18 protein-coding genes and 3 pseudogenes are annotated in these 24,657 nt (G+C 59.1%); 5 read left to right on the top strand and 16 right to left on the bottom strand.

The features are described 5' to 3' along the window. Nucleotide 1: 1 nt before the first annotated feature. Genes asnB through NKI79_RS17250 form a run of 3 tightly spaced genes read right to left on the bottom strand, consistent with a single transcriptional unit; the run spans nucleotide 2 to nucleotide 4,474 of the window. Nucleotides 2–1,996, bottom strand: coding sequence for an asparagine synthase (glutamine-hydrolyzing) (asnB, locus tag NKI79_RS17260; RefSeq protein WP_352802973.1), 1,995 nt, complete (start codon nucleotides 1,994–1,996; stop codon nucleotides 2–4). Nucleotides 1,997–2,000: 4 nt separating this feature from the next. Next, nucleotides 2,001–3,209, bottom strand: a complete 1,209-nt coding sequence (locus NKI79_RS17255; protein WP_352802971.1) for an O-antigen ligase family protein — start codon at nucleotides 3,207–3,209, stop codon at nucleotides 2,001–2,003. 44 nt (nucleotides 3,210–3,253) lie between these two features. Next, nucleotides 3,254–4,474, bottom strand: coding sequence for a glycosyltransferase family 4 protein (locus tag NKI79_RS17250; RefSeq protein WP_352802968.1), 1,221 nt, complete (start codon nucleotides 4,472–4,474; stop codon nucleotides 3,254–3,256). An 885-nt stretch (nucleotides 4,475–5,359) separates the two neighbouring features. On the opposite strand from NKI79_RS17250, the gene NKI79_RS17245 reads away from it, so the two are divergent. The 3 genes and pseudogenes from NKI79_RS17245 (at nucleotide 5,360) to NKI79_RS17235 (ending at nucleotide 10,525) form a co-directional block, all read left to right on the top strand. After that, a complete protein-coding gene (locus NKI79_RS17245; protein ID WP_352802966.1) occupies nucleotides 5,360–7,063 on the top strand; it encodes a calcium-binding protein in 1,704 nt (567 codons plus the stop codon). Next, a pseudogene (locus NKI79_RS17240) lies at nucleotides 6,952–7,545 on the top strand (calcium-binding protein); the annotation flags it as partial. The gene NKI79_RS17245 and the pseudogene NKI79_RS17240, both read left to right, overlap by 112 nt. Nucleotides 7,546–8,635: 1,090 nt before the next feature. Continuing rightward, nucleotides 8,636–10,525, top strand: coding sequence for a calcium-binding protein (locus tag NKI79_RS17235; protein WP_352802964.1), 1,890 nt, complete (start codon nucleotides 8,636–8,638; stop codon nucleotides 10,523–10,525). A 109-nt stretch (nucleotides 10,526–10,634) separates the two neighbouring features. On the opposite strand, the gene NKI79_RS17230 is transcribed toward NKI79_RS17235, so the two are convergent. Continuing rightward, nucleotides 10,635–11,618, bottom strand: a complete 984-nt coding sequence (locus NKI79_RS17230; RefSeq protein ID WP_352802961.1) for an aldo/keto reductase — start codon at nucleotides 11,616–11,618, stop codon at nucleotides 10,635–10,637. 10 nt (nucleotides 11,619–11,628) lie between these two features. Beyond that, entirely contained in the window at nucleotides 11,629–11,784 is a 156-nt protein-coding gene (locus NKI79_RS17225) for a YjiS-like domain-containing protein (protein WP_352802959.1), read from the bottom strand. A 234-nt stretch (nucleotides 11,785–12,018) separates the two neighbouring features. On the opposite strand from NKI79_RS17225, the gene NKI79_RS17220 reads away from it, so the two are divergent. Further along, the gene (locus NKI79_RS17220; RefSeq protein ID WP_352648298.1) at nucleotides 12,019–12,888 is read left to right on the top strand and encodes a LysR family transcriptional regulator; all 870 of its coding nucleotides are present in this window, start codon (nucleotides 12,019–12,021) and stop codon (nucleotides 12,886–12,888) included. 644 nt (nucleotides 12,889–13,532) lie between these two features. Here the strand turns inward: NKI79_RS17220 and NKI79_RS17215 are convergent. The 11 genes and pseudogenes from NKI79_RS17215 to NKI79_RS17170 all read right to left on the bottom strand — a co-directional run bounded on the left by NKI79_RS17215 (nucleotide 13,533) and on the right by NKI79_RS17170 (nucleotide 22,414). Next, nucleotides 13,533–13,883, bottom strand: coding sequence for a MurR/RpiR family transcriptional regulator (locus NKI79_RS17215; RefSeq protein WP_352802956.1), 351 nt, complete (start codon nucleotides 13,881–13,883; stop codon nucleotides 13,533–13,535). A 5-nt stretch (nucleotides 13,884–13,888) separates the two neighbouring features. Then, the gene (locus NKI79_RS17210; protein ID WP_352479337.1) at nucleotides 13,889–14,713 is read right to left on the bottom strand and encodes a 3-methyl-2-oxobutanoate hydroxymethyltransferase; all 825 of its coding nucleotides are present in this window, start codon (nucleotides 14,711–14,713) and stop codon (nucleotides 13,889–13,891) included. A gap of 50 nt (nucleotides 14,714–14,763) precedes the next feature. Beyond that, nucleotides 14,764–14,850: pseudogene (locus NKI79_RS33245) on the bottom strand (hydroxypyruvate isomerase); the annotation flags it as partial. 5 nt (nucleotides 14,851–14,855) lie between these two features. Next, nucleotides 14,856–15,164, bottom strand: coding sequence for a MocE family 2Fe-2S type ferredoxin (locus NKI79_RS17205; protein ID WP_352802953.1), 309 nt, complete (start codon nucleotides 15,162–15,164; stop codon nucleotides 14,856–14,858). A 12-nt stretch (nucleotides 15,165–15,176) separates the two neighbouring features. Further along, a complete protein-coding gene (locus tag NKI79_RS17200; RefSeq protein ID WP_352479339.1) occupies nucleotides 15,177–16,136 on the bottom strand; it encodes a sugar phosphate isomerase/epimerase family protein in 960 nt (319 codons plus the stop codon). Next, a complete protein-coding gene (locus NKI79_RS17195) occupies nucleotides 16,133–17,137 on the bottom strand; it encodes a Gfo/Idh/MocA family oxidoreductase (RefSeq protein ID WP_352802950.1) in 1,005 nt (334 codons plus the stop codon). The genes NKI79_RS17200 and NKI79_RS17195 overlap by 4 nt, the downstream gene beginning before the upstream one ends. A 138-nt stretch (nucleotides 17,138–17,275) precedes the next feature. Beyond that, on the bottom strand, nucleotides 17,276–18,070 hold the full coding sequence (locus NKI79_RS17190; RefSeq protein ID WP_287219718.1) for an ATP-binding cassette domain-containing protein: 795 nt from the start codon (nucleotides 18,068–18,070) through the stop codon (nucleotides 17,276–17,278). A gap of 58 nt (nucleotides 18,071–18,128) precedes the next feature. Continuing rightward, the gene (locus NKI79_RS17185; protein ID WP_352704698.1) at nucleotides 18,129–19,151 is read right to left on the bottom strand and encodes an ABC transporter permease; all 1,023 of its coding nucleotides are present in this window, start codon (nucleotides 19,149–19,151) and stop codon (nucleotides 18,129–18,131) included. A gap of 9 nt (nucleotides 19,152–19,160) precedes the next feature. Then, nucleotides 19,161–20,170 (bottom strand): annotated as a pseudogene (locus tag NKI79_RS17180) (ABC transporter permease). A gap of 134 nt (nucleotides 20,171–20,304) precedes the next feature. Then, nucleotides 20,305–21,270, bottom strand: coding sequence for a sugar ABC transporter substrate-binding protein (locus tag NKI79_RS17175; RefSeq protein WP_352509023.1), 966 nt, complete (start codon nucleotides 21,268–21,270; stop codon nucleotides 20,305–20,307). Nucleotides 21,271–21,367: 97 nt separating this feature from the next. After that, nucleotides 21,368–22,414 (bottom strand): sterol desaturase family protein, encoded by a 1,047-nt coding sequence (locus NKI79_RS17170; protein WP_352479343.1) that lies wholly within the window; start codon nucleotides 22,412–22,414, stop codon nucleotides 21,368–21,370. A gap of 166 nt (nucleotides 22,415–22,580) precedes the next feature. On the opposite strand from NKI79_RS17170, the gene NKI79_RS17165 reads away from it, so the two are divergent. Then, nucleotides 22,581–23,615 carry a LacI family DNA-binding transcriptional regulator gene (locus NKI79_RS17165; RefSeq protein WP_352802946.1) on the top strand — a complete coding sequence of 345 codons (1,035 nt, stop codon included), beginning with the start codon at nucleotides 22,581–22,583 and terminating at the stop codon, nucleotides 23,613–23,615. The last annotated feature ends 1,042 nt before the right edge of the window (nucleotides 23,616–24,657 follow it).

Here is a 24,657-nt window from a genome sequence, read left to right as displayed (position 1 = left end):
CTTAATCTCCTGTAAGTTCGGGCACGCGAGAACCCGTTGCTGTGGGCGATGGACGCCTTGCCTCGTTGTGCCAGGCCTGGAACATCAAAGCGGGCCACAATTCACGAGAATGGTCGTGCCTGCCGTCAACGTGATCGCGCCAGCACGCATCCACCTCTGCAAGGTCGAAAATCCCGTCTCCGGACAAACGCATATCGGCGACAAGGTCGTTTGCCCAACTCAGCAGCGGGCCTCTCAGCCAGACTGCTATAGGAACATCAAAACCTTGCTTCGGCCGCTCGATCAGCCGCTGCGGAACGTACCGGCGCAACAACTGACGAAGGATCCACTTGCCTTTGCCATTACGAACTTTCGTATTCGTCGGCAGGCGCCAGGCAAATTCGACAACCCGATGATCGAGCAGCGGGCATCGCCCCTCGAGGCTGTTGGCCATGCTGGCGCGGTCCAGCTTCACCAATATATCGCCGGGGAGGTATCCAGCCATATCGTCATGCAAAAGACGGGACAGCAGCCCATCAAGCCGGTGCTCGACGTGAATTGATGAGGGTGGCTGGTGGAGGCTCAGGTTCTCGTTCGATGATCCCGTAAGTCGCCGATACAACTCGTCCTCGTTGGCTGCAGCAAGCAGCTGAGCTAGGCGATTCAGCCGATCCCCCCGAAGCGCATGCCGTGCACCCTCCGAAAGCGGCAGCTTGCCGACGAGATCGTGGCGGGCTGCACGGGCCAATAACCCAGTGCCTGCCGCGAGCGCCCGACGCAGTGCTGACGGCAGAATATGCTGTCGTCGCAGGCGGGCCGCCATGAAGTGGCGTGCGTAGCCGGCGAAGCATTCATCGCCACCGTCGCCCGACAGAGCCACCGTAACGTGCCGGCGGGCGAGCCGCGCCACCAGCAGAGTTGGTATCTGCGATTCGTCAGCGAATGGCTCGTCCCAGATCTGCGGCAGTTCTGGAATGACGTCGCGCGCTACGGCAGCCGAAAGGTGGAGTTCGGTATGGTCGGTCCCCAGATGGCGCGCGACTTCCGCAGCGTGGGGAGCCTCATCGAACCCGCCCTCTCCGAAAGCGATCGTGAACGTGCGCACAGGCTTTTCCGATTGAGCCTGCATAAGGGCCACAACCGTCGAGCTATCTATTCCGCCCGACAGGAAGGCCCCGAGCGGGACGTCAGCGATCATGCGCTCCCGAACGGCAAGTCGAAGCAGGCCGTCCAGTTCATTGGTGAGTTCCTCGTCGCTGCCGGCGACCTGTTCCGCCCGCCCTTCCGTGGCGGCTTCGGCCAGCGACCACCAGCGTCGAATGCGATGCGACAGAGAGGCGACACTGCGTTCCCCGGAGAACTCAGCGGCCGTTACCGACAGGACCGAACCCGGCGGCAGCTTGAACACGCCTCGCCAAATGCAGCTGTCATCCGGTACCCATCCCTTCGAAAGCATTGCCGCGGCCGCATCGATATCGAGCTCCTGGCAAAACCCTGGAAAACGGTTGATCGCCTTCAACTCGGAAGCAAAAACAAGTGCATCGCGTGTTGAGGCGATATAAAGCGGCTTTTTACCCATTCGGTCGCGGGCGAGATGGAGCGTCCTTGTCCTAAGGTCCCACAATCCTAAAGCGAACATGCCGGCGAAACGGGTGAGTGCTTTTTCGAGGCCCCAACTCTCAATTGCGGCGAGCATGACTTCGGTATCGCTGGCGCTCCGAAAATGATGGCCTGTACTCTCCAGCTCACGGCGCAAATCACGGAAATTGTATATTTCGCCGTTGAATGTAATGACATATCGGCCGCTTTCAGAATGCATCGGCTGACGGCCAGCCTCCGACAGGTCAACTATGGCCAGCCGCCTGTGACCGAAGGCGACCCCCGATTCACAGTTTACCCAGAATGCCTCGCCATCCGGCCCGCGGTGACGAAGTGCGGCCGTCATCTGCTCTATTGCCCTGAGCGGCCTCGTGTCGGCTGAATCGGAGGCAAGAAGAATTCCGGCAATACCACACATACCATTACCCCGGATTGTTGGAGATTGCAGAAACTGCTTTCGGCGTACCGGCGACAAGGCAGATGGTTAGCGCAAACCATACGATCGGGTGGCGGATGATCAGGTGCGGCATCCCGAAGATGATAATTGACACCACGAGCGCTAACAGCGCGTCGAGCTTCGCACGCCACACCGATATGATGGCGGCGCCGACTATCCAGACCAGCGCCAGAACCGCAATGAGACCACCTTGAGTGTACAGGTCGAGGATCGTGTTGTGAGCCTCGAAGGGCCGTTCCAGAAATTGCGAGTCGAACACTGATGGGCGCTCGAGATGCGGACCTGGACCAAGGCCCAGCGACCCGGATTCGGCGCCCTTCTCCAACGCTTCGTTCCAGAGATGCACGCGGAGTGCGGCGGTTTCGGCAGTGGCCTCGCCGCCTTTGTCCTTGGTCAGGCCCTTGGCGAAATTTTCGAGGACGCTCGCCTCAGTTACGGCGTAAGGGGTTATCGCGATCGCCAACGGAAGGATACCGACAAGCAACAGGAGGACGGCTTGCCGTGAAAAGCTGACCCTGTTGCCACCGGTCTTGAGCCATGTCCTGATCCGCAGCCCGAGGAACGTCAGGCAGGTCAGGATGCTGGTGTACAAATAGGTATCGCTCTTTGTCAGCCTCCCGACATAGAAGGTCAGGAACAAGCTGGCGATCCCAAGAAACCTGCCCCATCGATTGCTGGTGGTGGTCGCAAGATGCAAGGCTAGCGGGCCAAAGATTGCGCAGTAGAGCGCGAGCTGGTTTGGATTATGCGACCAGCCACGAAAGCGGTCCCAATACCAGGGATCGACGCCTGCTTTGGGGATCCAGCCCCAGCCCTGTCCCAGCTGAACGGCAAGCGCGATATTCGCGATGCCCACAACCCACCAGCCAGTACGACGCAGCCGGCGATCAGCGTCGGGTTCTGCAGCGGCAAGGCAGGTGATGCTGACCAACAGCAGGTAGGCCATCGTATCGTGCATCAGGCCCGTCAGATATAGAATTGTGGTCAGATAGCCGACGACGGTGCCGATCCCGAGAGCAAGCGCCATGATCGTCCAGAAGCTCACAAGGCGTGTCAGCGCCGGCCTTGTCTCCAGGTGGCCCCCGGCGAGTACGCGCCCAATCGACAGCATGATCCAAAGTACGATGAACAGTTCGCCAACCCCTAAGGGCGACCCTGGAATGTCGAGTTGCACCGCATAGGTCGTTGCGAGGCCGCAGGCCAGGATTGCGTCCCGGATCATCGGCGCCAGTCCAATCTGCTTCTCGCAGCACCCTCTCCAAACAAGATCGGAGACGCCGGTCGGGCGAGATCGCTGTGGGGTTTGGCGCCAAGGATATTTTTGTACAGATCGCAATATTGGGCCACCACCCGCGGCAGCGCGAACTGCTCCCGGACAAGTTCGACGGAACGACCGCCCATGACTTTTCCGCGACTGCGGTCGGAAAGGATGTCAACTATTCGAGATGCAAGACCATCGGCGTCGTGCGGTTGGACAAGATAGCCGTTCCATCCATCCTCGACCACTTCATTGCAGCCGGGCATGTTCGAGGCAACGATGGGCAAACCCGCCAGCCCTGCCTCGAGCAGGACGCGCGGGATTCCTTCCCGATATTGTGTGGGGAAGGCGAACACGTCGGCCATGCCAAGAAGGGCTGGAACATCGCGTCGTGGGCCAAGCGCGATAACATGAGGAGCGTGTCGATCGATTTCCGACTTGTCGACTGCAAATGGACCTTCGGACTCCCAAGGGCCGACAAGCACGAAACGAGCGTTAGGTCTTTTGGAAAGGACGCGGGGCACTGCTTGAAGCAGTATCGGGATGCCCTTCTGGCGGGTCAGCCGGCCCACAAAAATCACGATCTCCGCTGACTGGAGCCCTAATTCCTTGCGCATTTTCGTTGCCGGCGGAGCAAGATGCCTCGCCAGGGCGAACGCATCGACGTCGATGCCAGAACTGCGGATCACTCTTCCGCTGCCCGGTTCAATTAATCGAAAGCGCTTGAAGAAGGCCTCATCGTCCCGGTTCTGAAACACCGTCGCGGCCGTCCAGAAGGAAGCAAGCCACTGCAGTCCGCAAAAGATTGGACGCAAGGCTAGAGCCCGCGGTTCCAGCGAGGAGAATGTCCAGCCCAGGCCGTTGATCGTGCGTACGACCGGGACTGTTCCGCGCAGCGAAAGGGGTGCCAGCAGGTTAGGCTTGGTGTCGAAACTTTGGACAATGTCAGGCCGGAGTTCCGCAACCAGTTTCCGAATCGCTCTTACGGCGGTCCACTCGCCACCGCCGCTGGCAAATCGGTCAAAACCGTAGCGGCGATGCGGAATGCCATGCCGCAAAAACGCGGCCTCATCGCCGGTCGAAACCGCAGTGACCCGGAAGCCGCTTTCGCGCAGCGACATTAGGAACGGAATTCTCAGGGCGTGATCTTCGCCTCCCACACAAACGAGATGCGGATTCATCCCGAAGCTCCCGTCCGTGCGCCGTGTTTCGGTCGCATGAAGTAACTACCTTTCGCATCTGCTTTCATGGCTTTGCTTCGTTACTTCTGTGCGCGTGAAAGGGTACGGTAGGAGGAGGCTTGCCTACTGTCCTCGTCTGTTTGAATGAGGTAAACCGCATTGGGATCACGGCCTTACGCATAGCGCGAAGCACCTCGACGGCATCTTGCGGATACGCCGATGAATTGTGCCTCGAACTCTAGCGAGTTCTGCCAAGCCGGATTCGTCACTGATCAGCCAACCGAAGAAAGCGCTTCCGACAGTGGTGCGCTGTACGGCTGCTCTACGCTGGGATTCCTAAGCTCCCTGTCGGTCCGCGTGTTACCAGGCATGATGATCAGCCCTCTCACCCACAACCCCTGACGCGGCTTGCCTCCTTGCGACCAGCGGGCAAGCCGATTCGACCCCTCCGATGTCGGAAACCTGATCTGCCGACCGATATCCCGCGACGAGCGGGCAGACGCTTACGAATTGTCCACAACTAATTGGTTGCGGAAATGAGACTACGAAGGCCTTGTCCCCTAGATTAAAAGTTCTTCTGATCTCTAAATTCGCAGGTTAACTGCTAAATTAACAATTCAATATCGCAACATGTAGGCTAAATTTTAGACAAGTAATCTATCGCTTTCCAATTAAATTGGATTGATCTGCATAGCTATGCGAGCTTAACGTCGATTGAATCCTTGATATTTATTTAAAACATCTATTGGGATTTCTCCCTCCGTTCAGCATTCCTACTGGCGATCAACCATTCTATCAGAGGCTGCGGGTATGTGATTTGGCGCTAATATACACCCTCTAGTAGGCAATCCCCGGGCGCTATCGAATGAGACAAAGGAATATTGGATGGCAACTCTGCACTACGCCTCGGGTGGTTCCGCCACCGAAATCGCGACCGCCGGCTTCAATCTGGCTGACGTTCAATATGTTAGCCAGGTCAACGCATTGCCGGATGGCATGAAGGGCCTGGTGTATCTGAATGAGCACGAGGGCGTAACCTCATCCTTCATCGAGAAAATGACCCCCTTCCTCGGCAATCCGAACGTGTTCGGATTCTATCTTGTTGACGAGCCCGATCCCACCGGCAGGTGGGGCACCTACGCAACCGCTGAGAACCTGAAGGCGGAATCCGACTGGATCCATGAGCATTTTCCAGGCGCCAAGACCTTCATCACCATGATGAACATGGGGTCCCCGACCAATCCGGATTTTACGAACACCTACAATCCGGCCAACACGCATATCGACTATTTCGGAATAGACCCCTATCCGGTGCGCACGGGAACGGACACGGTCGACTACGACATGATCGATCGAGCCGTGGCCGCAGCGGTGAAATCGGGCATCCCGGTTAACAACATCGTTCCGGTCTACCAGGCCTTTGGCGGCGGTAACTGGGAGACTTCCGATGGCGGAAGACATGTCATGCCCACCCCCGAACAGATGCAAATCATGATCGATCATTGGGCCGCATTGGTGCCGTCACCTGCCTTCGACTACACCTATAAATGGGGAACGCAGAACGGCGACACCGCGCTTGAAAGCTCCTCCGAACTGCAGGCCTTTTTCCGGGAGCACAACCTCGCTACCACCGGAACCATCCCGCCTCCCGTCGACACAAGCGACATCTTGTATGGCACCAGTGGCGACGATGTATTCCACGGAGCCGGCGGCCACACGATGATCGGCTATGGCGGCAATGATACCTATTATGTCGACGATGTCCGCGATAAGGAGATTGAGGCTGCGGGCGGCGGTACCGATAAAGCATTCGCCTCCGTAAGTCATGCGCTTGCGGCCGGATCGGAGATCGAACTTCTCGCCACCAACAGCCCGTCCGGCACCACGGCGATCAACCTGACCGGCAATGCGTTCGCCCAGACTATCCAGGGCAATGCCGGCGCCAATGTCATCAACGGCGGGGGTGGGGCCGATACCATGACCGGCTATGGCGGCAACGACACGTACTATGTAGACAATGCCGGCGACAGGGTGTTCGAGGCGGTGGGCGGTGGTACAGACAGGGTGTTCGCTACTGTAAGCCATACGCTTTCGGCCGGCTCGCAGATCGAGCTTCTTGCCACCAACCCGTCGGGCACATCGGCAATCAACCTCACCGGCAATGAGTTCGCCCAGAGCATCGGGGGTAACGCCGGCGCCAATGTCATTAATGGCGGCGGTGGCGCCGATACGATGGTCGGCTATGGCGGCAACGATACCTACTATGTGGACAATGCCGGCGACAGAGTTTACGAGGCGGCGGGCGGCGGTACAGACAGGGTGTTCGCTGCTGTGAGCCATACGCTTTCGGCCGGCTCGCAGATTGAGCTTCTTGCCACCAACCCGTCGGGCACATCGGCAATCAACCTCACCGGCAATGAGTTCCCCAGAGCATCGGGGGCAACGCTGGCGCCAACGTCATTAATGGCGGCGGTGGCGCTGATACGATGGTCGGCTATGGCGGCAACGATACCTACTATGTGGACAATGCCGGCGACAGAGTTTACGAGGCGGTCGGCGGCGGTACCGACAGGGTGTTCGCTGCTGTGAGCCATGCGCTTTCGGCCAGTTCACAGATCGAGCTTCTCGCCACCACCAGCCCGTCCGGTACGTCAGCAATCAACCTGACGGGCAACACCTTTGCCCAGACCATCCAAGGCAACGCCGGCGCGAACATCATCAATGGTGGCGGCGGTGCCGACATCTTGACCGGTAACGGAGGCAATGATGCCTTCGTGTTCAACAGCGCTCTTGGAGCCGGTAATATCGACAGGATCACCGACTTCAACAAGCTCCAGGACAAGATCCAACTCGACGACGCGGTTTTTGCCGGGCTTAAGCTGGGAGGCCTTTCATCCGATGCTTTCTTTGCTGGCACGGCCGCTCATGATAGCTCCGACCATATCATCTACAACAGCTCAACCGGGGCGCTCTCTTTCGACAGCGACGGGATCGGTGGCGCAGCTCAAATACAGTTCGCCACGCTCTCTCCAGGTCTGTCGCTTGCAGCAGGTTCGTTTCTTGTGATCTGAACGACCCGGAACGGCGGACCTTCTGCTCGAGCCGGTCCGCCGCTCCGTCTTTGTTCAGCACCGGATTTTTCCAAAGCGGGTGCCCATTCGGGCTGATACTCAACCTTCGTCACCAGCGGGTTCGCTAGCAGGGTATCATTGAAGGGTGGCTTGAATCTGCCCGCCACCGAGTTTACTCGGCGCGGTTCGCGGCCCGCTTCCGTGTCTTGAACGGACTTAGTGCATCTGAGTGAAATAGAGGCTCATCGCACGGTGCACGACGACGAAGCAAACGGCTTCGCGACCAATCCGGTACGCGCTTTCTCGTCTCTTTACTCTTATTCTTGTCGGCAACGAACGGTCAGATCCCATCTGAGCCCGGTATCGACTATCAGATCCCTGGGCCGCTATCAGATCCGCTGCGCAATAGCGGCCATGGCTTCACAAACCGTCCCTTCGCAGATCACGATCGATAAATCGGGACTGCCAATTACTTGAGCGCGAGAGCAGGAACCAGGCACCGCGAACCCGGCAGTCATTCCGCAGTTGTCGCTCGCTTGTAAACGTGGGCCGAACCGCTTTGATGTCGCTTAAGTCTTCGTCATGGGCGAGTGCGGTAGGCGCTCCAACTGGGAACCGCCCCGATTCTCACCTTGAGCGGCTTCCTACATTGACTGATCTCGATCACGGAGATCTGCCGCTCGCTGAGCGCGCAGATGCCTACGAATTGTCCACAACTAATTGCTTGCGGCAGTGAGACCGCGGAGCGGCTTGGCTCTTGTGGTTAACGTCTGTCTGATTTTCATCTCGTAAGGTAAATTGATAAATCAAAAACAAACAAGAATGTAATTTCCTGTAATTTAAACGTCATAAGTTGCAAAGCCACAGCTATTTCAAAATAAAGTCGCGATTCCGCCGGGATTGTGACCTAAGAAAATCGATAAGTTTCTTGTGTACAGCCCGCTTTTATCAAAAAAAGCCACAATTAATGCAGCATTCCTACAAACGCTCAATGATTTTATCAACTAGTGTCTTTATGTGATTTGGCGCTAATATACACCCTCTAGTAGGTAGGCCTCGGGCGCTATCGAACGAGAAAAAGGATTACTGGATGGCAACTCTGCACTACACCTCGGGTGGTTCCGCCACCGAAATCGCAAACGCTGGCTTCAATCTGGCCGATGTTCAATATGCTAGCCAGGTCGACGCATTGCCGGATGGCATGAAGGGTTTGGTTTACCTCAATGAGCACGAGGGCGTAACCTCATCCTTCATCGAGAAAATGACCCCCTTCCTCGGCAATCCGAATGTGTTTGGGTTCTATCTTGTTGACGAGCCCGATCCCACCGGCAGGTGGGGCACCTACGCAACCGCTGAGAACCTGAAGGCGGAATCCGACTGGATCCATGAGCATTTTCCAGGCGCCAAGACCTTCATCACCATGATGAACATGGGGTCCCCGACCAATCCGGATTTTACGAACACCTACAATCCGGCCAACACGCATATCGACTATTTCGGAATAGACCCCTATCCGGTGCGCACGGGAACGGACACGGTCGATTACGACATGATCGATCGAGCCGTGGCTGCAGCGGTGAAGTCGGGCATCCCGGCTAACAACATCGTTCCGGTCTACCAGGCCTTTGGCGGCGGTAACTGGGAGACTTCCGATGGCGGGAGACATGTCATGCCCACCCCCGAACAGATGCAAACCATGATCGATCATTGGGCCGCATTGGTTCCGACGCCCGGCTTCGACTACACCTACAAATGGGGAACGCAGAACGGCGACACCGCGCTTGAAAGCTCCTCCGAATTGCAAGCCGTTTTCCGGGAGCACAACCTCGCTACCACCGGGGCCGAACCTTCCGACACCAGCGACGGCAGCGCTGCCGCGACACCCCCTTCCGATGCCGCCGCCAGCGATAGCAGTTCGACTGTGACTGCCCCATCCCATGACGCCACCGGCGACAACACTTCGACTGCGACTGCCCCTTCCCATGACGCCACCGGCGACAACACTTCGACTGCGACTGCCCCTTCCCATGACGCCACCGGCGATATCAGTTCGACTGCCACGGCCCCTTCCGACGCCACCGCCAGCGATAGCAGTTCGACCGCCACGGCCCCTTCCCATGACGCCACCGGCGATAGCAGTTCGACTGTAACTGCCGCTTCCGACGACGCCACCGGCAATACCAGTTCGACTGCCGCGGCCTCTTCCGAAGCCGCGACGGGCGATAGCAGTTCCACTGCAACTGTGCCTTCCACTGCCACCGCTGCCGATAATAGCTCTACTGTGGCCGCCTCCGACTCCAAGACCAGCCATGGCACTTCTACTGCGACTGCTACCGCCATCGCCCCTTCCGACGCCAGCACTAGCGATAGTAATTCTGCTGGAGCTGCGACTTCCCACCGCACGGCCAGTCACGGAAAGGCCACCAGTGATGCCTCCCATGCAAGTGCAAGCACCGACGAAATGGCGGGCCATAGCGGCAACGACACCTCCCATGTCGACACTGGCGGCAACAAGATGGACGATTTGGGCAGCGGCGTTGACCGGGTGCTGGCTGTGTTGAGCCATGCTCTTTCTGCCGGCTCGGAGTTTCTCGCCACCAACAATCACTCCGACAGAACGGCAACCAACCTGACCGGCCATGGGTTCGCCCAGACCGTCCAGAGCGGTGAAAATGTCGGGGCCCAGGCAAAGAACGGCGCCGCCGCCGAGATCATGTCGGGTCACGGAGGCAACGATGCCTTCGACTTCAGCAAGCTTCAGGACAAGCTCCACCTCGATCAAGCCGCTCTTGCCGAGCTTAAGTCGGGCGGGCTTTCATTGCATGCGTCTCCTGCTGGTACGGCCACGGATGATGGTTCCCACCACATCATCTTTGACAGCTCAACCGGGTCGCTCTCTCTCGACAGCGACGCGGTCGGCGGCGCAGCTCAAGCGCAGCTCGCCACCCATCTCCCGTGGCAGCATCACTCTTTGATCTGAAAACCGGAGCGGCGGACCTTCAACTCGAGCGTGTCCGCCGCTCCGTCTTTGTCCATTGCGCCACTGAAGGCCGCGTTATCGCCAATGCGAATTTCGGATTCGCCACACCCTAAGCAGTCTCGGCAATTTTCAGCACGGCGTCGATCTCGGCCATCACCGCTGCCGGCAGCGGCCCTTTTTCCAGCGCACCGAGATTGTCCTCGACCTGCTCGGGCCGCGTGAAGCCGGGAACCGGCAGCGCGATTGCCGACTTGGCGAGGATCCAGCCGAGCGCGCCCTGCGCAAGCGTGCGTCCGCCCGACGTGAGCAGGTCGCGGATTGCCGAGAGCCTTGACAGATAGTGCGGGTTGGCGGCGCCATCCCTGAAAAATACCATCCATTCGGCATTGCCGCCGCGCACATCGTTGGTGGGCAGCCGCATGGCCGGCGTGTATTTGCCGGTGAGCAACCCCATTGCCAGCGGCAGCCGGCTGAACGAGACGAGGTTCTCGCGCGCCGCAACGGCCATCAGCCCGTTCGCCGGGGTAAACACATTGAAGTCGTTCTCTACGGCGACGAAGCCCTCGCGCGGCGCGTAGGCGGCAAGCCGTTCGCGGTGATCGGTGCTCCAGCCGAAGCCGCCGATCTTGCCCTCCTGGCGCAACAGATCGAGCGTATTGAACACCTCGCCGGCGCGCTCGATCGGATACTCGTTGATATGTAGCAGCACGACGTCGATACAATCGCGCTGCAGGCGCTGCCGCGAATTGTCGATCGATGTCCGAATCGCCGCGGCAGAGGCATCCTCGGGTGCGATCTTGCGCGTTTCGGGATCGCCGAAATAGCCGACCTTGGTGACGATGACGGCTTCGTCCTTACCCTTCAACGCTCGCCCGAGGATCAGTTCGGCATTGCCGGCGCCATAGGCGGCCGCCGTGTCGAACACCCGCGCGCCGATCTCATAGGCCATCGCCAGCGCGGCTTGCGACCTGATGTCATCGACCTCGCCATAGGTTGTCGCCGTGTCACGCCAACGCGCGGGGCCACCCGCCGCCCAGGTGCCGATGCCAATGCCCGGTACCGAGCGGCCATCCCAAAGCTCAATCATCTGCATGCCCGGTTCCTCAACGACGCACGCTGGTGTGGCGGGCATGCTCGCGGATCTCTTCGCGAGAAATGCCAGCATCCGCAAGTGTGCTGTCTGGGGCCCGCCTCAAGCTCGCAAGCGTCTGGCGATAGGCAAGCCAGCGGGCGAAACGGTGTCGAAGTTCATCCAACATGATCGTCTCCTTTGGCGTGCAGAATGCCCGCGCGCCTGGGTTGGTCGAAAGCGCAAAGCATCGGCGCGAAGCGCATGCGCGATCGAAAAGATTGCGGTGGCTTCTTAGCCAGCCGAGGCGCTTGTCACTGTCCCGCCAAGCAAGAATGTCCAACGCGTCCAACGCCTGCATACTTGCGCATGATGGCCCTTCGCGCTACAGCCACGGTCGCAAGGAGTTTTTCATTTCTGCAAAATGGATATCGGCTGGGACGATCTGAGGTTGTTTCTCGACGTTGCGCGGCTGGGTGGCTTGAGCGCAGCGACGGGAACCACGCGCCTCAGCGCAGCCACCCTTGGACGACGCGTCACCGCGCTGGAAAAGCAGATCGGCGAACCTCTGTTCGTGCGCCAGCAGACCGGCTACCGGCTGACCCCGGTCGGCGAAGAACTGCTGCGGCGCGCCGAAGACGTCGAGGCAGCAATGCAGTCGCTGACCCGCTGGCGCGAGGGAAACCTGCCCGACCGCATTGTCCGCGTCTCGGCCGGGCCATGGACGTCGGCCTTCGTTTCCGCCCATATCGGCGAGATCTGGACGGTCGATGACGGCATAAGGGTGGAGCTTGTCACCACGACCGAGCGGGTCGACATCGGCCGCCGTGCCGCCGACATCGGCATCCGCAGCGAGCGTCCGACCGAGCAGTGGCTGGCCGGCCGTCAGAGCGGCAAAGTCGCTCACGCCATTTATTCCGGACGTCACCTGATCAACGGCATCGCCGCTGGATTGTTCGTCGGCGTCACCGGCGAAGGCGCAAACGTTGCATCGGCGCGCTGGCTGCAAGCCCATCACGGCGACCGCATCGCCGTACGTGGCAACAACACCCATGCGGTGCGTGAACTGGTGGCCGCCGGCGCCGGCCTTTCGGTCTTTCCGTGCTTCGTCGGTGACAGCGATCCGCGGCTGGTTCGCGTCGCTCAGCCTATCCCCGAGCTCGAAACCGACCAATGGATCGTCACCCATCACGAGGAACGTCACTCGCCGCCGGTACGAAAAGTCGCCGACCGGATTGCCGCCTTGATGCGGGCGCACCAGCCGCTGTTTCGCGGCGAGACGCCGATCCGGTAAGCCTCAGGCGTCGATCGGCCGCCAGTGGATCAAGAATCAGATATTTTGTGGGCCGGACGATGCGCCGCCGCTGTTGAGGACGCCGGAGTGAGGCGCGCTGCTCGTCGAGATCCTTGCCTTGGGCGAAGAGAGCGGTATAAACCGATCAGCACCGGGCCGCCTATCCGGTCACTCGTCCTCCTGCCGGCTCATAGCCGTATGCTTCGCCCTTACGCACCACGCGACCGATGCCCGGCCAGCCAAGGTGCGCGCCGGCGATCCACGTCCCCCGCCTTGGCCGCGTCACTGAAAACCTTCAGGCGGGTTGCGCGCGCCGTCGGCTGATCGTCGTCATGGCCCCAACTGAACGCGGGATTGCCGAACTGCAAGGCCGGCACATGAACGACGTCCCCGAAGAATAGGAAACGGTCCTCGTCCGTGTCGAACGCTTAGCCGGTATGACCGGGAGCATGACCCGGCAGGGCGACCGCCCTCAATCGCTCACCCACCAGGTCGCCATTCTCGACAGGCTTCAGCAGGGGCCGGAACTGCGCAAGGTGGGCGTCAGCGAAAAAGCTCCCAACAGCCGCCTCGGGAATTACGATCGCCGTCAAGTTTGGAAAGAGCACTCGGCTGTCGGGGTCAAAAGTCCGTGCACATGATCCTCAGCAGTTCGCCTTCACGTGTTCTTCCTGAAGTTTGAATCGATGCAGTATATGATTTCGGAAGCAGCTCTGCATTTCCACAAACGACCCAAACCCGAGACGCGATGCAAGTCGGGACACGGTCGCGGGTGATACATGGCATCGGCGCGCGATTGCGGCGGCATTTTCGAAAGCCACGTAATCCGGCTCCGCAAATATCACCCGGGCGACAGCCTCCGACTTCTCCGGAAGTGTCAGTTCCCTTTTGGCAATCAGCGTTTTGAGCTCGTCAAGCGATGGCGCTCGTCGGTTGTCAACTGATACGCGCTGTCGACCGCATGTCCGTGAGGGATAAGATGAGCCCACAGACATAGTTCTCAACCTTTAACTATCTTCATGAAGATATCGAACTCGGCATCCACAATCGGAACCGTGTGCTCGTAACCGGGATATCTGCCTGAATCGACGTCTGCCTTGTAGTCCTTAAAGGCAGCGACGCGCTCGTCCTGAATCTTCTCCAGCTCAGGGCCAAGGTTTCGATAAACTTTTCCGTGTCGCGGCTTATGGTTCTTGCCGTAACCGCAAACGTCTTCTGTGAAGAGGTACTGCGCATCGGCATATTTGCCAGCGCCCATGCCTAGCATGACAAGCGAGGAGTTTTCGGTGAGGAATTTCGCGACGCGATCTGGGACGACTTCCAGCTCCGCGCCGAAGACTCCTATTTGCTCCAGCTTTTGGGTGTGTCGCCAAATGCGCACTGCTTCGTCCGCGGTCTTGCCGACTGCGCGCCAACCCGTCCAGGTGATATAAGACGGCACTAGGCCGATATGGCCAACGACAGGAATGTAGTTGTCGCATAACGTCTTCTGGATGTCGTATGACGCCGCACAATAAAAGGCGTCGCCGCCTGTGCCGGCAAAGTGGAACGCTGCACGCAGATAGTCCTCCGCTGTTGCGAGCGGGCGGCCCGCGAAACTCCCATAGCTGCCATATGGCAAACCGACTTGTACGAAACAATCGCCGGCTGCTTGGCGCATTTCCGGATCGAAATATCGACCTTCGATGGAGAGCATATGGATGCCGGCGGCGGCTGCGGCAGCCGCCTCATCCGGGGTGCTGACGAAGAGCATGGAGATTTTCTGTCCGCTCTTCTTCATCTTGCGGATGTCCTCGACATGAGGACGGTTGTGATACATGCCCATAATCAGCCTCCGCAGGGGATCAGGCAGTCAAACAGCGCCTTGGCGATGAATGGCCAATTCATTTCGGCGCGCCAAGTAATCGGGCGGTCGCGCCAGAGCATCTCGGCGCAGGCTGCAAGCTGGAACGGCTGGTCCATATGGCTCAGATCTCGATCATGACGCGGCCATTTTCGACCTTCGTCTTGTACGTCTTGAGATTCTCGCAAGCGGGCGGGGTCTCTACGTCCCCAGTCGTGAAGTCGAAAACGGATGCGTGTTTAGGACACTCCACTGTATTCCCCATTACGAGACCGTCAGCGAGGTGAATACTCTCGTGCGTGCAAAGCCCGTCGGTGCAGAAATATTCGTCCGCATCATTTCGAAAGATCGCAAAGGTGCGACCGCCATGATCGAAGCGCCTGGCTTCCTCGGCTTCGATGTCGGCGGCGGCACAGGCGTCGATCCAAGGCATGGAAACCTTCCTTCAGATGGCTTGCGGTTTGTAGTCGGCGGGGGCGGACGGCATGACCCCCTGCAGTAGCGCCACGGACTTTTCGAGTCCCTCCAGAGAGTTCAGGAGCACGTCCTCATGCTCGATGGAAAGCCAGCCGTCATAGCCGGCCATCTTGAGGCGATAGCAGAATTGCCGCCACCACTCCTCGCCATGGCCGAAGCCAAGCGTGATGTAGCTCCATGACCGGGCTGGAAGATCCATCAGGCTGCCATTCTCGAGCAGAGATGTCGTCGCCTGCACTGGTGCGTTGAGCATCGTGTCCTTGGCATGAACGTGATATACCGCCTCGCCCAAAGATTGAGCCGCCGCCAGCGGGTCGGCACCCATCCAGAACAGATGCGAAGGGTCCAGATTCGCCCCCACGACGGGTCCGACCGCCTGTCGCAACTTCAGAAGCGAGGGCACGTTGAAGACACACTGGTTGCCGTGGAGTTCAAGCGCGATGCGCTCCACGCCGTTCTCTTCAGCCAACGCCACGATCTCGGTCCAGAAGGGAATCAGCTTCTCTTCCCACTGGTATTTCAAAATGGCCTGTGTTTCCGGCGGCCACGACGAGACGACCCAGTTGGGCATTGTATCTGCAGCGTTGCCGGCCGGGAGGCCGCTCATGGTGCAGACCGTCCGGATGCCCATTTCGCCCGCGACGCGAATAGTGGTTTTCAGCCCTTCGCCCTGGGCCGGGTCGGTCGGGTGCAGCGGATTGCCGTTTGCGTTGAGGCTGATGATTTCTAGCCCGCGCGCCTCGAACGCGCCAACGAAGCGCTTCTGGCCTTCCCTGTTGCCCAGCATGGACGAAAGCCGAAAATGCGGCGCGGTGGACCAGCCACAGGTGTTCACCTCGACGCCGGAGACACCCATGCGCTTCGCATGATCCAGCATCGTTTCGAAGGGCAGGTTGCCGAGGCTGTCTGAAACGAAACCCAGCTTCACGCGTAAAACTCCGGCTTTGCGATCATTTGGACGGGTACGCGGCGGCCCTCGTGCAACGCCTTCACGCCCGCCTCGGCAACGACGGCGGCGCAATAACCGTCCCAGCAATTCGCAGCGGTTGCCGGGAACTCACCAGTCATGGCGAAGCGTAGGAAGTCGCGGTTCTGCCGACGGTAGGCATCGGCATAGCGGGTCCGCCAGTCGGAGTCGTAGCTCGTGCTCTGTGTAAGCGCAGAATCGATGCGAGTGTAGGCGACGTTGTTCATCGCAACGGTGCCCCGCTCGCCGATCAGCTCGGCACGGACATCGTAACCATAGGCGGCATTGTTGTTGATCTCGATGTTGACGAGTTGGCCATCGACCGTCTCCAGCACCATGAAGACAGGCGCGACCCGGGCATCTGAGCGCTTCGGCTGGAAGGCCGAAATCGACGCATATTCCGTCGAGAGCACATAGCGCACGACATCGAACTCGTGTGGAGCCGAATTGGTGATAGCCATTGCGCCGGTGAAATCTGCAGCCGGCGTTTCGACATTCCGGTGAAAATTGTGCATCATCAGGGGCCGGCCAAGGCGGCCGTCTGCGAGCGCCCGCTTAATCTCTTCGTAGGAGCGATCGTAGCGCCGCATGAAACCAAGCTGGACGAATTTCGCGCCCGACTTCTGTTCGGCCTCCATCACCGCGATACAGTTAGCGTACGCTTGGGAGAGGGGCTTTTCGCACAACACACGCTTGCCGGCGGCAATACAAGCTTTCGACAGCGGCGCATGCGTGGCATCGGGACTCGCCACGATGATTGCGTCCACGTCCTTCCGCGCGGCAACGCCTTCTGGATCGGTGGAGATGTCGAGCGCACCAAAGGTGTCGGCAACAGTGCGGGCACGCGCCTCATCCATGTCGCACACCAGCTGAAGGCTTGCTCCGGGAAGGTCTTCCGCCACTATCCTGGCGTGGTCGGCGCCCATCACACCGGCACCGATCACCGCAATCCGTATTGTCATATTTCTTCTGCTTTGTTCGACGTGAAGAGGCTGGTGGCGCCAAGGGTCATCAGGGCCGGTCGAAGGCAGAGGTTTCCCGAGGAAAACGATCGGGCCGCCCGCCCATCCAGCTCGAGAGGCGGCGCATTTTCATTGTGATCATGCATGCAATTCATGCTCGATTTCCGCCTCGAGGTCAGCCATGGTTTCACCGCCGGCCATCAGATCGGTGATCTCCTCGCGGGTTTTCTCGCGCTTCCGGAAATCGGCGGCGATCGCACCGCGAATGAGGACGGCGAAATGGTCTCCCACCGCCATGGCGTGCATCACCTGGTGGGTGATGAAGACGACCGCGAGACCGCGCCGCTTGGCTTCATTGACGATGCGCAGCACGTGAGCTGCCTGCTTGACGCCGAGCGCTGCTGTCGGCTCATCGAGGATCAGAACGCGAGCGCCGAAATGCACGGCGCGGGCAATGGCCAAAGACTGGCGTTCCCCGCCTGACAGGCCACCAACAAGCCGGTCACCGTCGTCGATACGCGTGATGCCGAAATCCCGCACCGCTTTCACCGCGATCTCGTTGGCGCGCTTGCGGTCGTAGATCTTGAACGGACCCCAACCCTTTGTCGGCTCCAACCCAACGAAGAAGGAGCGGCCGATGCTCATTAAGGGGAACGTTCCGCCGAACTGGTGCACGGTGGCAATGCCCCGCTCCTGCGCAGCGCTCGGACGGTCGAAGCTGACCGCCTTTCCGTCCATCAGTATCTCGCCGCTGGTCGGCTTGTGGACGCCTGCCAACACCTTGATGAGAGTGGACTTTCCTGCGCCGTTGTCGCCGAGGAGACACAAGACCTCACCCCGGCGAATTTGCAGCGAGATGTTATGCAACACGTCGATCGGGCCGAAAGACTTGTTGACATTTTTCAGTTCGAGAATGGCAGGTTTTTCGCTCATAATTATCGCATCTTTCGTTCTTCCAAGCAGTCGCTGATCGCAACTGCAGCCGCATCGCTCAGTGCTGTATGGGTGCCCTCGGCACGCTTTGTTTTGAACCTCGCCGGTAAGACAGAGCCAGTTCCCGGAATGCCTGATTCATCAGCACCGCCGTCAAAAGCATCACGCCGATGATCAGGTTCGACCAGTTCCGGTCGATCTGGGTGAAGTAGATGCCCTGGCTGACAATGGCGAACGTGATGGTACCGACGAAGATGCCGATGACCGAGCCGAACCCTCCCGTGAGCAGCACGCCGCCGACCACCACGGACACGATCGCGTTGAAGATGAAGTTCATTCCGCCGGAAACCTGGGCCGAGTTGAACAGGATCGCCTGGCACATGCCAACGAATGTGGCGCTGACGGCGGACAGCACGAACAGTGCGATGGTCATGCGGCTTGTCGGAATGCCTGCATTGCGGGCGCTGACGCGATCGCCGCCCATTGCAAACAGCCAGTTGCCAAAGCGGGTCTTGTGCAGCACGAAGCCAATGATGACAGCGAACACCACCCACCAGACGATGATGACCTGGTGGCTTCCACCGATAAGCTGTCCGAACAGGAATTTGGCCCATTCGGGCGCGGTGACGGCAACGCTAGCGTTGCCAGTTAGCAACACGGACCCACTGAGCACCAAGCCCTGCATCGCAACCAGGGTGGCGAGCGTAATGATCAACGAAGGCACCGAGGTGCGGATCGTCAGCAAACCATTGACAAGGCCGACCGCCACACCGACCGCCAGGGCGCCGGCCATGCCCACCGCGATGGGCAGGTCATAGTAGCCGCTAAGGATGGCGGTGGTCATAGAGCCCGCGGGAATCAATGCGCCGATGGAGATGTCGAGTTCACCCGAGATCATCAGCAGACCGACCGGAATGGCGACAATGCCGAGATTGGCGGCGAAGTTCACCCAACTCGCCGCCCCAAGGAGTGTGCCCAGGTCCACGCCACCGAAAAATACGAAGAACAGCACCACCCCGATCAGGCTGAGGATCGAGCCTGCTTCCGGGCGGCGCAACAAGGATTTGATTGCCTCAGTCATGGCGGTCCCTCAAGCCTTCTTCGATGAGTAGCTGAGCGCCAGCTGCCGAAAGGTGTCGTTGGTGAGTACGGCGATCAGGAGAAGCGCGCCGATGATGACGCTTCCTATGTTGGGATCGATACTCGTGAAGTAGATGCCCTGGTTTACGATAGAGAAGGTGATCGTGCCGAACACGATACCTACGACAGAGCCAAATCCGCCGGTAAGCAGAACGCCTCCGATGACTACGCACATGATCGAATTGAAGATGAAGGACTGCCCAGCCAGAACCTGAGCGCTCTGGTAGACCATCACCTGGCTGACTCCGACGAACGCGGCGGAAAACCCCGAAAGCATGAATAGACCGATGGTAAGCCGCTTGGTGGGGATGCCCGCGTTGCGCGCGCTCTCCTTGTCGCCCCCGAGTGCATAGATCCAGTTGCCCACGGGCGAGATGTGGAGAGCCAGAGAAGGGCGGCGATGTAGACGAGCCACCAGAGAATCGTCACTTGGAACATGCCCCCGAGATATTGGCCGAGAAGCATCTTCGTGAGTTCGTCGGGTACCAGCGAGACACCGGTGCTGCCGGCGATCATCACCGTAAGGCCCAGCGTCAGGCCCATTGTGCCGAACATCGTTCCTATTGTGATTATCAGGGACGGGATCGCGGTTCGCGTGACGAACACGCCGTTGATTAAGCCGATGGCGAGACCGAGCCCAAGGGCGGCCGTGATGCCGAGCCAATCAGGCAGGCCATAGTAGCCGGATATGATCGCGGCCGTTAGAGAGGCCGCGGGAATCACGGCGCCGACCGAAATGTCCAGCTCACCAGCGATCATCAGCAGCCCTATCGGCAGAGCGATGATGCCGATCTCGGAGGCGATGCTCAGCCAACTGGCCGTACCGGCTGCTGACAAAAAGCCACTGCCTCCGAATATGGCGAAGAACAAAAAGACTGCGACCATGCCCAGGAACGAGCCCGTCTCGGGCCGCCGTGCCAGACGACCTGGGGCCAGTCCAGAACGGCCGCGATTTGCCATCGGCGTTGGGGTGGATGTCACGGGATGTGCCGTCATGGGTAATCCGCGAGTTATCGAGCGCCAAAAATTGCGGTCGCTATGGAAGTAGAATGCACTGGCCGCCCGCCTCACACGGCGGGCGGCCGTAAGGACACCTAGCGCGCGCCGGCCTTCACGCCGGCAATGGTCAGCTCGACAGTGTTCTTGTCGATGATACCAGGACCGGTGAGGATCTCGCGCGTCGGCACAGTCAGCCCGTAGTTTACCTTGCCATTCAAGATTGAGACGGCGAGATAGCCTTGCCAGTAGCCCTGCTGGTCGATCGCGCAGGCCTGTTTTCCATCCTTGATGTTGTTCAGGATGGTCTCGTCAAAGTTGATGCCGCAGAGTTGAACCTGCCCGGCCTTGCCGGCCTGGGTAATACCGTTCATGGCCGAATTGGCGTCGACATTGCCGATGGTGAACACCGCGGTCACGGCTTGATGCTGCAGCAGATAGGCCTTCACCGCCTGCGCCACTGCTGTTGCCGAGCCGAAGGAGGTAGCTGGCAACGGCAACACATCGGCCTCGCCGCCGCCATTCTTCATCCCTTCCCTAAAGCCACCACAGTAGGCCTCGATATTGGCCGCACCCGGCAGTGTGTTGATGCAGACGCCTTTCTTGTTGCCGGCCTTAGCGAGATACTCGCCGCCGGCGACGCCACCTTTGTAATCGTCCGAGCCGACATAGTTCATAGCGCCGAGGCGATCAGCCGCCTGCAAACCGCCGGCATTGTAGATAACAAGCGGAATGCCAGCGTCCACAACCGCCTTGAACGCCGGATCCATGGCTTCCGGCACCCAGTCCGGACCGACAATGGCGTCGGCCTTCTGGTCGATGGCTTGGCGGATCAGTTCGGCCGCGTCCACACCCAGATTGTCGTAGTTCTGCGGCCCGAGCCAGGTGACTTTACCACCTTGAGCTTCGACCACCTTACCGGCGTCTTCGGCACCACGCTTGACGATTGACCAGAATGGATCGTCCGGCTTGCCGCCGATAACGAAGATGTCGGCGGCGAGCGTGCTGCTGGTGCTGTACGCAGCCAGCACTGCTGTGGACACAAGTATCTTGAAAAGCTTCATAGTCTTCCTCCCGGTTTACCCGCCCCGCGGGTTTCAACAAAAGCCTGGCTGCCCCGCACCCGCTCCTCTCGGGCCTAGCCGAGACAGCGTCTGATCGTCATTCCGCCGGCATTCCAGTGGCCGGGCCGCCGCGGGCTTCCTGCTGCGCGCGCAGCTTTTCTTTCTTTTTGCGGAAGCGCGCCTTCATAGCCTCGTCAGCTTCTTTGCTACCGTCGTGCCAAGTGCCAAAAAGCTTATCGAGAGGAACCAGACCGTCACCGCCGTAGTTCACCTCGAAATACTTGTGGTGCAGGTAGTGGACATAGGAATGGCTATCGAGCTTGATCTTGTCGGTGAGTTCGAAGGTCTCAAACCCAAGATGGCCATTCACCGCTCCGAAGCCGGCCCCATGCAGTGTGAAGTACGCGCAGACAGGGTTGGATGGGATCAGCAGGTGCAGCCAGGCTTCGGCATGGTAGAGGAACCCTTCCACCGGATGCATGGACAGCGACGACCACGGACTGGGGTTGATCGAGTTGTGGTGAACCGAGTGCACCCATTTGTAGAGCGGCGGCCAATGGATGGCGCGGTGCAGGAAGAAGAAATAGATCTCATGCACGGCCGGCGCGATGATGACGAGGAACGATAGGTAAAGCCAATTCGTCGTCCAGGGCAGCCAGACCGCCCAGCTATTAGCGTAGGCCCACAGCATCACGATTTCGACCACGGTCCACAGCGGTATAGTGATGAAAAACGACCGGCTGAAATTGTCGATATTCTGGCTCTGAAACCAGAAGACGTCGGACGGCGCGTCGGAGGGGAATTTTGGATTATACTTGAAGCGCGTCTCTTGCTTGCGCTGGATGTAATAGCGCAGCTCAAAGAACCCGTAGAAGAGAAAAATGCCCCCTGCGTTCAGGCCGTACAGCCAAAGGTAGTTGAGCAGCGAAAATGTTGCCAGGCTGTCCCAGCTCGGAATGAGCAAGTTGACCCAGATGATTGCCGTGGCCATGTGGAAGGCGTTCCAAGGCCACAGAAACTCGGGAAACCAAGCCAGTACCTTCTTGGCGTTGAACGGGCGATGCCAGATCGGCACCGGCTCGGCGCGGCGGTGCGGGACCCAGTTTCCGCGTTTGTCGCGCGTTCCATACTGAAGGTCATCCATCTTAATAGCCTCCTGACCGACCATCCAACCGGCCTTGGACCAGTTCGGGCTTCAATGCAGAGGCGATTCATATCGGAGGCTTGATATCGTCGGAACACAAAAATAGTATTTAGGTCGCATTCGTATCATTTAGTGTCAATCATGATGATACAGTAGCGGAGGATCAATGAGGCGGCCTACCATTCGCGACCTCGCTCAAGCCGCTGGCGTATCAGTGGCGACTGTGAACAGAATCCTCAGCGGGACGGTTTCCGTTCGCCCAAAGACCGTGCAACGAGTACAAAGCGCAGCCGAAGAAATCGGGTTCTATGGGCTCGGGGCGATCGACGACCGGGCCAAGAAACTGTCGCCGCATCACCGATTTGGTTTCCTGCTGCAGCAATCGACCCGTGAACTCTACAAACTGTTCGGGAAGAAAATCATCGCAGCTTGTCGCGATCGTCGCGACGAAATTGTTGAGGCCGTCGTCGAGTTTGTGGATCTCCTGACGCCGGAGATTATCTCTAGCCGACTCGTGGCGCTCGGCGACACCTGCGACGTAGTCGCGGTGATCGCACCAGATCACCCTATAATAGGACAGGCAATCCGTTCACTGAAGGAAATGGGGAAGCCCGTTGTTGCTTACATTACGGACCAATCCGCGCCGGAACGAGCGGCCTATGTGGGAACGGACAACTGGAAGCTCGGGCGTACGGCGGCATTCTTGATTGCGCAAACCACCCAAGGTCCGGGTCGCATTGCGGTTTTCATAGGAAATCACCGATATCAATGCCAAGACGTTTCAGATGCCAGCTTCCGTTCGTATTTGCGCGAACACGCTCCGCGGCTCACAGTGGAAGAAAGTCGCCCTACTCATGAGGAATCGAGCGAGGCTTACCGTATGGTGGCCGAACTCCTGAAGACGACTGATGATCTCGTAGGAATTCTGATCGTGGGCGGCGGAATAACTGGAGTGCTCCGTGCGCTTCGAGAGATCCCTGCTGAAAGGCGGGCGGGCATCAAGCTGGTTTGCCGTGACATTGGCCCCGATACGCGAAAAGGCTTGTCCGAGGGAATGATCACTGCAGCTCTTTGTCATCCACTCGAGGCGACCTCGGCTCTCCTTGTGCAGACGATGATTGACGTGATTGGACCGCAAGCACCGGTCGCGACCCTTCAGCGGTCTATACCTTTTGAAATAGTCACGCCGGAAAACATCTGACGCTTTTATCTCGGCGATGATTCAAGCGGTGCTTTGCGGATCGGGCTAGTCCGGCCAAGGCTGCCGATCGCTGGTTCCGAACCTCGTCGAGACTGCATGAACAATTTAAAGGCACCATTCATTATTGGTAGGACGGTCACTGTCGCGCACTGTTGGGGGACGTCCTCGAACTATTGATTTTATTGGCTTTTTCGTGGGCCTAAATCAGAGAGTTTCCCGTATTGTCTCGTATCGTTCCGCCCCCACCGGACGCTTTGAAATTGGCCACACCAAATGCCTGCTTCGCATCATCCACGAAGAGCTGCGCGCCATCTCCGGCGCCGAGCAATCCCGGCTGCAGCGCTTTGAACAACCAACGCTGTGGCCATCGATACAGCCCTTTGCGTGAGCCCTTCAGGAGTTGGCCAACCGCCAGCCGTCGGTGGTTCCTGGCCGACCTCAATGAATTGTACTCCTTTCGTATAAATCAGAAATCTTCCCGCATCGTTCCGTATGGTTCCGCGACCCCGGCGCCACTATTCCGCAGGTGCCGTCTGGCTTGGTTTCCCGAAAATACGCTTTTAGGAAAGTCCTGGAGCCGGATGACCGATCTTGCGACGCAGTTCCGAACCGATCCCTCGATGACGGGCTACCGGACATGGCCGGTCAAAGGTCTGTCGCTTACCAAGGAGCATCGGGACGGCAGCGACCGGTCTTGACCGGTCGGCGAGGATGACGAGCGTTCTTGTCGGCGAAAGATCCGCCCGCCTTTTCACGCCCTTAGCCACGTGATTGGATACGACGTATCTGTACATCAATTTCGTTGTTAGGGTCCTTCATGAACGAGCAAGATCGACGTTTTACGCGCGAGCGCATGACAATCCTCGGCGATGTCAAAGCGGCATCCTTTCTTCCATGGATCGAGCGTCATGCCGCCAAGCTCGGCCTCGGGGGCGGGCGTTATATTTTGGGGGCCCGCCCCCGCCGCCGCGGACGGGGGGCGGGGGGGGGCGCGGGGGGGTGTATTTTGATGTTGGGGGGGGTTGGGTCCAAAAAATAGTGT

It is taken from the genome of Mesorhizobium sp. M0340 (assembly GCF_040321535.1).
Classification (GTDB): Bacteria; Pseudomonadota; Alphaproteobacteria; order Rhizobiales; family Rhizobiaceae; genus Mesorhizobium.
The sequence above is the reverse complement of the archived record's forward strand: the minus strand, read 5'-3'. Positions and strand labels throughout refer to the sequence as shown.

What these genes read in the sequence shown, in the direction of transcription:
- NKI79_RS17175 (WP_352509023.1), bottom strand. Translation starts at nt 21,270, where the DNA reads ATGAAGCTTTTCAAGATACTTGTGTCCACAGCAGTGCTGGCTGCGTAC.
- NKI79_RS17190 (WP_287219718.1), bottom strand. Translation starts at nt 18,070, where the DNA reads ATGAGCGAAAAACCTGCCATTCTCGAACTGAAAAATGTCAACAAGTCT.
- NKI79_RS17215 (WP_352802956.1), bottom strand. Translation starts at nt 13,883, where the DNA reads ATGTCTGTGGGCTCATCTTATCCCTCACGGACATGCGGTCGACAGCGC.
- NKI79_RS17225 (WP_352802959.1), bottom strand. Translation starts at nt 11,784, where the DNA reads ATGTTGGATGAACTTCGACACCGTTTCGCCCGCTGGCTTGCCTATCGC.
- NKI79_RS17235 (WP_352802964.1), top strand. Translation starts at nt 8,636, where the DNA reads ATGGCAACTCTGCACTACACCTCGGGTGGTTCCGCCACCGAAATCGCA.
- NKI79_RS17230 (WP_352802961.1), bottom strand. Translation starts at nt 11,618, where the DNA reads ATGCAGATGATTGAGCTTTGGGATGGCCGCTCGGTACCGGGCATTGGC.
- NKI79_RS17245 (WP_352802966.1), top strand. Translation starts at nt 5,360, where the DNA reads ATGGCAACTCTGCACTACGCCTCGGGTGGTTCCGCCACCGAAATCGCG.
- NKI79_RS17195 (WP_352802950.1), bottom strand. Translation starts at nt 17,137, where the DNA reads ATGACAATACGGATTGCGGTGATCGGTGCCGGTGTGATGGGCGCCGAC.
- NKI79_RS17185 (WP_352704698.1), bottom strand. Translation starts at nt 19,151, where the DNA reads ATGACTGAGGCAATCAAATCCTTGTTGCGCCGCCCGGAAGCAGGCTCG.
- NKI79_RS17170 (WP_352479343.1), bottom strand. Translation starts at nt 22,414, where the DNA reads ATGGATGACCTTCAGTATGGAACGCGCGACAAACGCGGAAACTGGGTC.
- NKI79_RS17220 (WP_352648298.1), top strand. Translation starts at nt 12,019, where the DNA reads ATGGATATCGGCTGGGACGATCTGAGGTTGTTTCTCGACGTTGCGCGG.
- NKI79_RS17165 (WP_352802946.1), top strand. Translation starts at nt 22,581, where the DNA reads ATGAGGCGGCCTACCATTCGCGACCTCGCTCAAGCCGCTGGCGTATCA.
- NKI79_RS17210 (WP_352479337.1), bottom strand. Translation starts at nt 14,713, where the DNA reads ATGGGCATGTATCACAACCGTCCTCATGTCGAGGACATCCGCAAGATG.
- NKI79_RS17205 (WP_352802953.1), bottom strand. Translation starts at nt 15,164, where the DNA reads ATGCCTTGGATCGACGCCTGTGCCGCCGCCGACATCGAAGCCGAGGAA.
- NKI79_RS17250 (WP_352802968.1), bottom strand. Translation starts at nt 4,474, where the DNA reads ATGAATCCGCATCTCGTTTGTGTGGGAGGCGAAGATCACGCCCTGAGA.
- asnB (WP_352802973.1), bottom strand. Translation starts at nt 1,996, where the DNA reads ATGTGTGGTATTGCCGGAATTCTTCTTGCCTCCGATTCAGCCGACACG.